Raw genomic sequence first — 11996 nt, forward strand, 5'->3', positions numbered from 1 at the left:
TACGCCGGTATGGATCTGGAGAAAGCGCCGCCGCCGCGCCAGGAGCCCGAAGGGTGCCTGGTGGTCGCGATTCGCATACCCGTGCGCATCGTCGTCCTTCTGCTGGTCGTGCCGGTGCGGATGGTGTGGGACGCGCTCGTCGTCGCCGGGCGCGTCCTGTGGGACGCCGTGCTGCGCCCTCTGGGGCGGGCCCTGTTCGTGTGGCCGTTCGTCGCCCTGTGGCGGTATCTCCTCGTGCCGCTCGGCCGGGCTCTCGCCTGGCTGGGGAACGTCCTGGTCGTCGTCCCCCTCGTCTGGCTGTACCGGTACGTGCTCACTCCGCTCGGGCACGCGTGCGCGTGGGTGGGCCGGGGGATGGCGGCCGGTCTGGTGTGGCTCTACGCGCGCCTGCTCGCGCCCTTCGGGCGGGCGGTCATGTGGGTGCTGCGGGGGATCGGCGCGGTTCTCGCGGCGGCCGGGCTCGGTGTCCTCGGGGCGCTGGCCTGGCTGGGGCGGTACCTCTTCGTCGTACCCGCCATGTGGCTGTACACGTGGATTCTCGCGCCGGTCGGGCGTGCGCTCGCCTGGACCGTGCAGGCCGTCGCCACCGGCATCGGGGTCGGTCTGTACTGGATCCTCCGGGTGCTGTTCGTGCTGCCCGCGGTGGGTCTGTGGCGCTGGGTGCTGACGCCGGTCGGGCGGGTGCTCGCCGTCGTCGGACGGGAGATCGGGGACGCCGTCGGGCACGCCTGGCGGATCGCCGGGCACGTCTCGCGTGCCGTCGGGCGTTTTCTCGGGACCCTCTTCCGGTGGATCTTCGTGGAGCCGGTGCGCTGGGTGTACCGGACCGTGCTCACGCCGGTCGGGCACGTCGTACGGGATGTCGTCCTGCGGCCCGCCGCCGAGGCCGCGCGCGCTGTGGGGCGGGCGACCCGGCAGGCCCTGGCGTCGGTCCGCGAGTCCGCCCGGCAGGCCCGCGCCGACATGCGCCGGTTGCTCTTCGGGGAGCCGAAGCAGCGCGAGGTGGTGGCCCGGCGGGAACCTCCGGGCCGCGAGACACGTACTCTTGGTAGCAGTACGACCGCTCTCACGAAGGACTGAACGACACTGGGCAAGCGACAGCCCGAAGGCCCGCCGCCCGCACCCGCGGTGCAGCGCATCCGACTGCGTTACACCAAGCGCGGCCGCCTCCGGTTCACCAGCCACCGTGACTTCCAGCGCGCCTTCGAGCGTGCGCTGCGCCGTGCCGAGGTGCCGATGGCGTACTCGGCGGGGTTCACGCCGCATCCGAAGGTGTCGTACGCCAATGCCGCACCCACCGGCACGGGCAGTGAGGCGGAGTATCTGGAGATCGCGCTCACCGAGGCGCGGGATCCGCAGCAGCTCAGGGCGCTGCTCGACGAGTCGCTGCCCGCCGGGCTGGATGTCGTGGACGCGGTCGAGGCCCGGACCTCCGGGCTCGCCGACCGGCTCACGGCGTCCGTGTGGGAGCTGCGTCTCGACGGGGTGGAGCCGGCCGAGGCCGCGCGAGCGGTCGCCGCGTTCCAGGCCGCCGAGACCGTCGAGGTCCAGCGCATGACCAAGAACGGCGTACGCACTTTCGACGCCCGTCCCGCGGTCGCCCATCTCGAGAGCGTCCAGAATCCGGAAACACACAGTTCGCAGGCTGATAGGCCGACGGACCGGCCCTGTGCGATACTGCGGCTGGTTGTTCGGCACGTGACGCCTGCCGTACGACCCGACGACGTCCTGTCCGGTCTCCGCGCCGTGGCCGACCTGGCGCCGCCGGTCCCCGCAGCGGTGACCAGGCTGGCGCAGGGGCTGTTCGATGAAGAGACCGGCACGGTGACCGACCCGCTCGCGCCCGACCGCGAGGCAGCGACGGCCCCAACCGAGGCCGGGACCGCTGCCGCCGCGACGGCGCCGGCGTAAGGAAGTTCCGTAGGGACGGACGTCGAAGCGCCGCCCTCGTACTCGGGAGCCACCTGGGTCGGGCAGCGCACCGACCAGAAGACTTTCGCCAGGCCGTGCGCATGAGGCGTACGGAACCGGCGAGACAGGACACAGAGAGCTCCCGTGCGGCGCCCGCGCCCCGGACGGCGGTTGTCGCGTATCGCGCGACCCGCGGACGTCACCGGCACACCACCGGACCAGGCGCGGCGCCCGGGAGCCTGACGGGAGAAACGCCCGCATGCTCGAACCGACCGAACCCACAGAGTCCTCAACGGGCTCCGAACTGAACACACCGAGCGACACCCTGCCGCCGCGTCGTCGGCGCCGTGCCGCTTCCCGGCCGGCGGGACCGCCCGCCGCCGCCACCGAGACGCAGCCCGCGGAGGTGGTCGAGCCGGCCATACCGCCCGCTGACGCCGAGAAGCTCGATCAGGAGCAGGCCGACCTCGAGGCGGAGACCGCCGAGGCCGAAGAGGCCGCCGAGGTCGAGGAGACCCCGGAGCCCGCGCCTCCGGCCCGCACGCGCCGCCGTGCGGTGCGTCGTGCGTCGGCGCCCGCCGGTGCGCCCGCGGCCGAGGCGGCGGCCGAGACCGTGGTGCCCGTGACGGCCGCCGAGCCGGTCGCCGAGGCGTCCGAGGTGCCTGAGGTGTCCGAGGAGCCGGCCCCGCCGCGCGCCCGGCGCCGTGCCACCCGCCGGGTGACCGCACCCGCCGCGGCCCCCGCTCCGGCGCAGGACGCCGAGGCCACCGAGACCACCGAGGGCGACGCCATGGACCACGAGGCCGCCGCCGTCGAGGAGACCCCCGAGCCCGCCCCGCGCCGTACGCGCCGCCGGGCCACCCGCACCGCCGCCGCGCCGGAGGCCGTCCAGGCCGCCCCGGCCGACGAGGCGCCGGTGCCCGCCGAGGAGCCCGCCCAGGCCGAGGCATCCACGGAGAGCGCCGACGCCGAGGCCGAGGAGGCCGCCCCGCGTCGTACGCGTCGTCGCGCCACCCGTCGTACGGCCGCGCCGGCCGCCGTCGAGGAGGCCGCCGCGGAGACCGCCGAGGCCGCTCCCGAGGAGACCGCCGGGACGCCGGTGACCGCCGAGACCCCGGTGACCGAGGGCGTCGAGACCGAGAGCCCCGCCGCGACCGCTGCCGCCGCCGAGGACGACGCCGCTCCGCGCCGTCGGCGCCGCGCCGTCCGGCGTGCCGCCACCGGTTTCGCCGAGCCCGCGCGGTCCGCCTCCGGTGCGGCCGCCGAGGAGGCACCGCGTCCGTCGCGGCCCGCCGTGGCCGTCTTCCAGGCGCCTGTCTTCACCGAGCCGCAGTTCCAGACACCGCAGCGCGCCGCCGCCGAGGCCGCCGCCGAGGTGGTGACCGAGGACGACGAGGAGCTCCGCGAGGAGCAGGCCGTCGCCCCGCGCCGCCGGCGCCGCCGCCGTGGTGAGGACCCCGAGCCGCAGGCCGCCGTCGAGCCGGCCGCCGAGGACGAGTCCGACGAGACCGAGGACGGTGCCGAGGACTCCGCCGACGGCGACGAGTCCGAGGAGACCGGGTCGCGCCGGCGCCGCCGCCGCGGTGGCCGCCGCCGCCGTCGCGGTGACTCCGGTGAGCAGGACGCCGAGGGCGAGAGCGACAGCGAGGACACCGCCGCCGCGCAGGCCGAGCAGGACGCCGAGGACACCGCCGAGCAGGAGGAGGAGGACGCCGAGGAGGCGCACGACGACTCCGGTGGCTCCGGCTCCAGCAGCAGCCGCCGGCGCCGTCGCAGGCGCCGCCGCGCCGGTGACAGCTCCGTGGACGCCGAGCCGGGCGACGGCGACCCCGAGCGCACCGTCGTCAAGGTCCGCGAGCCCCGCCCCAAGGCCGAGCCGTCCGACGAGGTGCAGTCCATCAAGGGCTCCACGCGTCTGGAGGCCAAGAAGCAGCGCCGCCGCGAGGGCCGCGAGCAGGGCCGCCGCCGCGTCCCGATCATCACCGAGGCCGAGTTCCTGGCCCGCCGCGAGGCCGTCGAGCGTGTGATGGTCGTCCGCCAGCACGGCGACCGCACCCAGATCGGCGTCCTCGAGGACAACGTGCTCGTCGAGCACTACGTCAACAAGGAGCAGTCGACGTCGTACGTCGGCAACGTCTACCTGGGCAAGGTCCAGAACGTGCTGCCGTCGATGGAGGCCGCCTTCATCGACATCGGCAAGGGCCGCAACGCCGTGCTCTACGCCGGTGAGGTCAACTTCGAGGCGCTCGGCATGGCCAACGGGCCGCGCCGCATCGAGTCCGCCCTGAAGTCCGGCCAGTCCGTGCTCGTCCAGGTCACCAAGGACCCGATCGGGCACAAGGGCGCGCGTCTGACCAGCCAGGTCTCCCTGCCGGGCCGCTACCTCGTGTACGTGCCCGAGGGCTCGATGACCGGCATCAGCCGCAAGCTGCCCGACACCGAGCGCGCCCGGCTGAAGACCATCCTCAAGAAGATCGTCCCCGAGGACGCGGGCGTCATCGTGCGCACCGCCGCCGAGGGCGCGAGCGAGGACGAGCTGCGCCGCGACGTCGAACGCCTCCAGCAGCAGTGGGAGGAGATCCAGAAGAAGGCCAAGAGCGGCAACGCGCCGACGCTGCTCTACGGCGAGCCGGACATGACCGTCCGGGTCGTCCGCGACATCTTCAACGAGGACTTCTCCAAGGTCGTCGTCAGCGGTGACGAGGCGTGGGAGACCATCCACGGCTACGTCTCGCATGTGGCGCCCGACCTCGCCGAGCGGCTCCAGAAGTGGACCAGCGAGGTCGACGTCTTCGCCACGTACCGGATCGACGAGCAGCTCGCCAAGGCGCTGGACCGCAAGGTCTGGCTGCCCAGCGGCGGTTCGCTGGTGATCGACCGGACCGAGGCGATGGTCGTCGTCGACGTCAACACCGGCAAGTTCACGGGCCAGGGCGGCAACCTCGAGGAGACCGTCACCCGGAACAACCTGGAGGCGGCCGAGGAGATCGTGCGCCAGCTGCGGCTGCGCGACCTCGGCGGCATCATCGTCATCGACTTCATCGACATGGTGCTGGAGTCCAACCGGGACCTGGTGCTGCGGCGCCTCCTCGAGTGCCTGGGCCGGGACCGTACGAAGCACCAGGTCGCCGAGGTCACCTCGCTGGGCCTGGTCCAGATGACCCGTAAGCGGGTCGGCCAGGGCCTGCTGGAGTCGTTCTCCGAGACCTGCGTCCACTGCAACGGCCGCGGTGTCATCGTGCACATGGAGCAGCCCACGTCCGCCGGTGGCGGCGGCGGCGGCGGCAAGCGCAAGAAGCGTGCGCGGGCCGGTGCCGGTCCCGAGCATGTGCACGAGGCGTCCGTCGCCACCGAGCCGGCCGAGACGGCCGAGGAGGAGGCGGAGACGGAGGCCGAGGTCGCCGCCGAGGTGGCCGAGCCGGTCGCGCTCGCGGAGCCCGCGTTCGCGCCCGACGAGGAGCTGTACAGCAGCGTCGCCGAGGCGGAGGCCGCCGCGCGCGGCGGTCGCTCCCGGCGTCGCGGTGGCCGGCGCGCGTCGGCCCCGGCCGGTGCGCCGCGCAGGGCCGAGGCGGTTCCCACCGCCCAGGACGTGACGGTCGCCGAGGAGATCGCCCGTCCGGTCCAGCCGGAGCCGGCCGCCGAGGCGACCGCCGAGCCGGCGGCCGTGGAGGACGCGGTCGTGCCGTCCGCGCCCGTCGAGCAGCCCGTCGTCGGGGAGCCGGAGGCTCCTGCCGAGGAGGCCGCGCCCAAGGGCCGTACACGGCGTCGCGCCACCCGCAAGGTGTCCGCGCCCGCCGGTTCGCCCGCGGGGGCCGAGGCCGCCGTGGTGACGGTCGCCGAGACCGCGCCGGAGCCCGTGGTGGAGCCGGCCGCCGAGCCGGTCGTCGCCGAGGCCCCGGCCGAGCAGGCCGAGGCGCCCGCCGAGCCGGCCGCCGAGAGCGCCGCCCCGGCCCGCCCGCGCCGCCGTGCGGTGCGCAAGGCCACCGCGCCGACCGCGTCGGAGGAGGCGGCCGTCGTGGTCGTCCCCGCCGCCGAGACGGAGGCAGCCGCCGAGGCGGAGGCCGCGGCCGAGGAGGGCGCCGAGGAGGCCGCTCCGGCCAAGAAGGCGGCGCGCAAGACGGCCAAGAAGGCCACCGCGAAGAAGGCCGCCACCAAGAAGACGGCGGCCAAGAAGACGGTCGCGAAGAAGACCACGGCCAAGAAGGCGGCCAAGACGACCGCCAAGACGGCCGCGGCCAAGTCGACGGCGAAGAAGACCACGGTCACCGCCACCACCGACGAGTGACACGTCCCGTGTGACACGACGTGCGGCCGGTCCTGTGACCGGCCGCACTCGTTCGGGGCCCGGCCCGGTTTGACCCCCTTGCCGGCGGCCCCGTAACCTTGACCCTCGGTGTGTCCGTGGATATAGGACGCGCCACATCCCCGTAAACCTCGTCCTCCGACGCACCGGGTGCTTCGGAGAGGCTGTCCGCGTGCCGGGCGGCTGGACTGCGGGGGTGCCGTTCCCGAGCGAGAGAGTGAGATCCGCGTGTACGCCATCGTGCGCAGCGGTGGTCGCCAGCACAAGGTTGCAGTCGGCGACATCGTTGAGGTTGACAAGATTTCCACCGCCAAGGTTGGCGACACGGTCGAGCTCTCGACCCTGCTCGTTGTCGACGGCGACGCTGTGACCAGCGACCCGTGGGTGCTGGCCGGCATCAAGGTCCAGGCCGAGGTCGTGGACCACCACAAGGGGCAGAAGATCGACATTCTGCGCTACAAGAACAAGACCGGCTACCGCCGTCGTCAGGGCCACCGCCAGCAGTACACGGCGATCAAGGTCACTGAGATCCCCGCGGCTGCGAAGTAAGGGACTGAGGAGACATGGCACACAAGAAGGGCGCATCGTCCACCCGGAACGGTCGCGACTCGAACGCCCAGCGGCTCGGCGTGAAGCGCTTCGGCGGTCAGGTCGTCAACGCGGGTGAGATCCTGGTCCGCCAGCGCGGCACCCACTTCCACCCCGGTGCGGGCGTCGGCCGTGGCGGCGACGACACGCTGTTCGCGCTGCAGGCCGGTGCGGTGGAGTTCGGCTCCAGCCGTGGCCGCAAGGTCGTCAACATCGTCCCGGTCGCCTGAGTCCTCTGACTCACCGCCCTGCTCGCAGGGCGTCGACCGTACGATGCGCGAGGCGGACCTCACTTCCCGGTCGGGAAGGCGGGTCCGCCTTTCGCGTGTTATCGAAGAGACATCCCGTACTTTCTGGAGGCACTGACCATGACCACCTTCGTGGACCGCGTCGAACTGCATGTCGCCGCGGGTAACGGAGGCCACGGCTGTGCCTCCGTCCACCGTGAGAAGTTCAAGCCGCTCGGCGGACCCGACGGCGGCAACGGCGGGCGCGGCGGGGACGTGATCCTCACCGTCGACCAGTCGGTCACCACGCTGCTCGACTACCACCACTCGCCGCACCGCAAGGCCACCAACGGCAAGCCTGGCGAGGGCGGCAACCGCTCCGGCAAGGACGGCCAGGACCTGATCCTGCCGGTGCCGGACGGCACGGTCGTACTGGACAAGGCGGGCAACGTCCTGGCCGACCTGGTCGGGCACGGCACGTCCTTCGTCGCCGCGCAGGGCGGCCGGGGCGGCCTCGGCAACGCCGCGCTGGCCTCGGCCCGCCGCAAGGCGCCCGGCTTCGCGCTGCTCGGTGAGCCCGGCGACCTCCAGGACATCGTGCTGGAGCTGAAGACCGTCGCCGACGTGGCGCTGGTCGGGTACCCGAGCGCGGGCAAGTCCTCGCTGATCTCGGTGCTGAGCGCCGCCAAGCCGAAGATCGCCGACTACCCCTTCACCACGCTGGTGCCCAACCTCGGTGTGGTGACGGCCGGTTCGACCGTCTACACCATCGCCGACGTCCCCGGTCTGATCCCGGGCGCCAGCCAGGGCAAGGGCCTGGGCCTCGAGTTCCTGCGCCACGTCGAGCGGTGCAGCGTGCTCGTGCACGTCCTGGACACCGCGACGCTGGAGTCCGACCGCGACCCCGTCTCCGACCTGGACATCATCGAGGCGGAGCTGCGCGAGTACGGCGGCCTCGACAACCGTCCGCGGATCGTCGTCCTGAACAAGATCGACGTACCGGACGGCAAGGACCTCGCCGAGATGGTGCGGCCGGACCTGGAGGCCCGCGGCTACAAGGTCTTCGAGGTGTCCGCCGTCGCCCACACCGGCCTCAAGGAGCTGTCCTTCGCGCTCGCCGACCTGGTCGGCCGGGCGCGCGCCGCGAAGCCGAAGGAGGAGGCGACGCGGATCGTCATCCGGCCCAAGGCCGTGGACGACGCGGGCTTCACCGTCGTCCACGAGGAGGACGGGCTGTACCGGGTGCGCGGCGAGAAGCCGGAGCGCTGGGTGCGGCAGACCGACTTCAACAACGACGAGGCCGTGGGCTATCTCGCGGACCGCCTCAACCGCCTCGGGGTGGAGGCGGAGCTGATGAAGGCGGGCGCCCGCTCCGGCGACGGCGTCGCGATCGGCCCCGAGGACAACGCGGTCGTCTTCGACTGGGAGCCGACGGTGATGGCCGGCGCGGAGATGCTGGGCCGCCGCGGCGAGGACCACCGTCTGGAGGAGCCGCGTCCGGCCGCGCAGCGCCGGCGGGACCGGCAGGCCGAGCGGGACGAGGCGGCGCAGGAGTTCGACGACTTCAAGCCGTTCTGACAGACGCCACAGCGACACGGTGTGAGTGACGCCGGGGCCACCACGGGTGGTCCCGGCGTCGTCGTGTCCGCGCCCACCGGCCGGACACGGTGGCTCGATCGGTGAACCGCCGGGAAACTCCTGGGGTTTCTGTGGGCAACCCCCGGGTGGCCCGGTGAGTCGTACTGGGCGGCCCGCGCGGGATCTTGAACCCTGCCGGGCTTCGACCACCGTTCGGACCAACGGAGTTGCCGTGCCTTCGCGTTCCCACCGCCGTACCCCGATCTCGCGTCGCAGACGTCTGGGGCTCGCCACCGGTGTCGTGCTCGTCGCCGGGGCGATCACCGTCCCCGCCGTGAACGCCGCCACGGAGTCCGCGGTCACCGCCAAGGCCAGCACCAAGCGGCTGCACGACGACTTCAACGGGGACGGGTTCGCCGACGTGGCGATCGGCGCGCCCGGCACCACGGTGAACACCCAGGAGCGCGCCGGGTCGGTCAGCGTGCTGTACGGCTCCGCGAGCGGGCTGGCGACCTCCCGCAAGCAGGTGCTCAAGGGCCCGGGCGTCAAGGACCCGGAGGGCTGGCGCGGCCTGTACGGCAGCCAGTTGGAGAGCGGGGACCTCGACGGGGACGGCTACGCCGACCTGGTCTCGGTGATCCAGGACTACAAGGTCGACATCGACAACGGGCACACGGTCCAGGTCAACTGGGGCGGCCCGAGCGGGCTCTCGGCCCAGCCGACCACGATCGTCTGGACGCCGCTGAAGTCCGCCACCACCGGGCTGTTCACGGTGGCCGACGTCGACGGCGACCAGCACCCGGACGTCGTGACGCTCACCGACGACGACTGGCTGAGCGCGGACCCGGAGAAGACCAACGGCGACGGCACCGTGTTCCACGGCCCGTTCGACCGCGAGGGGCACCCCGCCAAGAAGGACTACTTCACGATCGCGGGCAAGTCCCAAAGCTACCAGTCGCTCACCGCCGGGGACGTCGACGGCGACGGCGCCGCCGACCTCGCCGTGCGCACCACGAAGGCCGACGGCAGCCGGGGAGTCGAACTGCTCCTCGGCGGCACCGGCGGCTTCACCCGCAAGGGCCTCCTCAAGGACGCGCAGGGCCGTGTCGTCCCCGGTGACGACGCCGCGATCGGCGACCTGAACAAGGACGGCCACGGCGACATCGTCATCGGCCACCCGGCGGAGAGCACCACCGGACTGCCCACCAAGGGCGGCGCCGTCGCCGTCGTGTACGGCGGCCCGCAGGGCGTGTCCACCACCCGCAAGGCGGTCTGGATCAACCAGGACACCGCCGGGGTGCCGGGCGCGGCCGAGAAGGGCGACGGCATGGGCACCGGGCTGTCCCTCGGCGACACCAACGGCGACGGCTACCTCGACGTGGCGACCGGCCTGCCCGGCGAGGACCTCGACACCGTCGCCGACGCGGGTGCCGTGCTCGTGCTGCGGGGCGGCGCGTCCGGTCTGACCGGCACCGGCAGCAAGGCGTTCACGCAGAGCACCGCCAAGGTGCCCGGCACCGCCGAGAAGGGCGACAAGTTCGGGGCGGCGACCGTGCTGGTCGACGCCGACGGCGACAAGAAGGACGGGCTCGTCGTGGGCGACCCGGACGAGAACGCCACCGACGGCTCCGTGTGGGTCTTCTCGACGACGTCGACCGGCATCACCGCGACCGGCTCCTTCTCGTTCGGGCCCACCACGATGGGCTTCACCGCCGGCAAGGCCCGCTTCGGCGCCGCCGTCTCCGACTGACGGCCTTCCCACCTCCCCCCACGCACAGAACTGGAGACCGAGATGCGCAGGCACGGACGGGCATGGCGGGTGGCCCTCGCGGTCGTGGCGGCCGCCACGGGCGCCGCCACCCTTCCCGCGGCCCACGCGGCGGCCGGCGGCGACGCCTCGGCCGGCGCCGGGATCAGGGCCGACTTCAACGGTGACGGCTACGCGGATCTCGCGGTGGCCGCGCCCGACGCGACCGTCGACGGCAAGACCGGCGCCGGGTACGTGGCCGTCGTCTACGGCTCGGCGACCGGGCTGAAGCCCGCCTCGAAGCAGGTCATCAGCCAGAACACGCCCGGAGTCACCGACTCCGCCGAGACGGGCGACCACTTCGGCAGCGCGGTGAGCACCGCCGACCTCGACGGCGACGGCCACAACGACCTGGTCGTCGGCGTCACCGGCGAGGACTCGGTCGAGGGCGGCGCCGAGACCGGACTGCTCCAGGTCGTGTGGGGCGGGGCGGGCGGGCTGTCCGGCGGGGCGCCGCTGGCGTACGGGCAGGACACCTACGACCGGCTGAGCGACCGCGGCAGGCTCGCCGTCGGCGATGTGGACGGCGACGGTGCGGCGGACCTGGTCGCCGTGCAGGGCAGCGCCGATCTGCGGGTGATGCGGGGGCCGTTCGGCCGGGACGGCGCCGGGCGGGGCGGTGAGGAGACCGTCCGGGACGACTCCGACGCGCGGTTCCTGGACCTCGCGACGGGCGATGTGGACGGCGACGGCGTGGACGACGTCGTCGGCACCCTGAACCAGGGCGACGAGTACGACGCCCGCCACATCGTCTACTGGCGGGGCGCACCGGAGGGCCTCGCCGAGGGCACGGTTCCGCGCGACGCCCGTGACTGGCCGCTGCAGGGCGGCGAGTTCGTCGACGTCGGCGATGTGAACGGCGACGGGTTTGAGGACATCGTCGTGGGCCGCTCCGTCGACGGGTACGACAGCGACCTCGACACCCCGATCCCGACGGGCGGCCGGGTCGCGTTCGTCCCCGGCTCCGCCAACGGCCCGGTCGGCACCAAGGCGATGTACGTCAACCAGGACAGCGCCGGGGTGCAGGGCGCCGCCGAGCGCGGCGACGGGTTCGGCACCGATGTGACGGTGGCCGACGTGAACGGCGACGGCTACGCGGACGTCGCCGCGGGCGTGCCCGGCGAGGACTTCGACGGGCTGAGCAACGCCGGCGGGACCGTGCTCCTGCGTGGCTCCCGGGATGGTCTGACCGGGACCGGGGCCCAGGGCGTCAACCAGGACACCGCCTCGGTGCCGGGCGTGGCGGAGGCGAAGGACGCCTTCGGCGGCGCCACGCATCTCGTCGACGGCGACGACGACGGCCGCGCCGAACTCGTCGTCGGGGCGCCCGGCGAGAACGAGAACGCCGGGTCGGTGTGGGTGTTCCCCTCGTCGGCGTCCGGTATCGGCGCGACCGGCTCGTCCACCTTCGGGGCCGGGACCCTCGGCACGGTCGCCACGAAGGCGCGGCTGGGGGCCGACTTCGACGACTGACCCGGCAGAACACCGGACCCGTCGCGACGCGACCGCACCGGCGCACCCCACAGCGCGCCGGAGCACACCGCCCGCGCCGTGACGGGTCCTCTGATGTCTCCCCATTTGT

8 protein-coding genes are annotated in these 11996 nt (G+C 73.4%); all 8 read left to right on the forward strand.

What is annotated here, in order from left to right; translation table 11 throughout:
• Positions 1 to 9 precede the first annotated feature (9 nt).
• The 8 genes from KBY32_RS16605 (at position 10) to KBY32_RS16640 (ending at position 11887) form a co-directional block, all read left to right on the forward strand.
• Positions 10 to 1080 (forward strand): hypothetical protein, encoded by a 1071-nt coding sequence (locus KBY32_RS16605; RefSeq protein ID WP_210980596.1) that lies wholly within the window; start codon positions 10 to 12, stop codon positions 1078 to 1080.
• Between the two features lie 48 nt (positions 1081 to 1128).
• Positions 1129 to 1911 carry a TIGR03936 family radical SAM-associated protein gene (locus KBY32_RS16610; RefSeq protein WP_055623833.1) on the forward strand — a complete coding sequence of 261 codons (783 nt, stop codon included), beginning with the start codon at positions 1129 to 1131 and terminating at the stop codon, positions 1909 to 1911.
• 259 nt (positions 1912 to 2170) lie between these two features.
• A complete protein-coding gene (locus tag KBY32_RS16615; RefSeq protein ID WP_210980597.1) occupies positions 2171 to 6196 on the forward strand; it encodes an Rne/Rng family ribonuclease in 4026 nt (1341 codons plus the stop codon).
• A gap of 246 nt (positions 6197 to 6442) precedes the next feature.
• Positions 6443 to 6763: a 50S ribosomal protein L21 gene (rplU, locus tag KBY32_RS16620; RefSeq protein ID WP_004931419.1), complete on the forward strand. Its 321-nt coding sequence runs from the start codon at positions 6443 to 6445 to the stop codon at positions 6761 to 6763.
• A 14-nt stretch (positions 6764 to 6777) separates the two neighbouring features.
• Complete coding sequence (gene rpmA, locus KBY32_RS16625; protein ID WP_055620927.1) at positions 6778 to 7032, forward strand: 50S ribosomal protein L27; 255 nt, start codon at positions 6778 to 6780, stop codon at positions 7030 to 7032.
• Between the two features lie 138 nt (positions 7033 to 7170).
• A complete protein-coding gene (gene obgE, locus KBY32_RS16630; protein ID WP_210980598.1) occupies positions 7171 to 8607 on the forward strand; it encodes a GTPase ObgE in 1437 nt (478 codons plus the stop codon).
• A 232-nt stretch (positions 8608 to 8839) separates the two neighbouring features.
• Positions 8840 to 10357: an FG-GAP-like repeat-containing protein gene (locus tag KBY32_RS16635; protein ID WP_210980599.1), complete on the forward strand. Its 1518-nt coding sequence runs from the start codon at positions 8840 to 8842 to the stop codon at positions 10355 to 10357.
• 42 nt (positions 10358 to 10399) lie between these two features.
• Positions 10400 to 11887 (forward strand): FG-GAP-like repeat-containing protein, encoded by a 1488-nt coding sequence (locus KBY32_RS16640; RefSeq protein ID WP_210980600.1) that lies wholly within the window; start codon positions 10400 to 10402, stop codon positions 11885 to 11887.
• Positions 11888 to 11996: the final 109 nt, after the last annotated feature.

The organism is Streptomyces sp. RK62, from assembly GCF_018070255.1.
In the GTDB taxonomy this organism is placed as follows: Bacteria; Actinomycetota; Actinomycetes; order Streptomycetales; family Streptomycetaceae; genus Streptomyces; species Streptomyces nigra.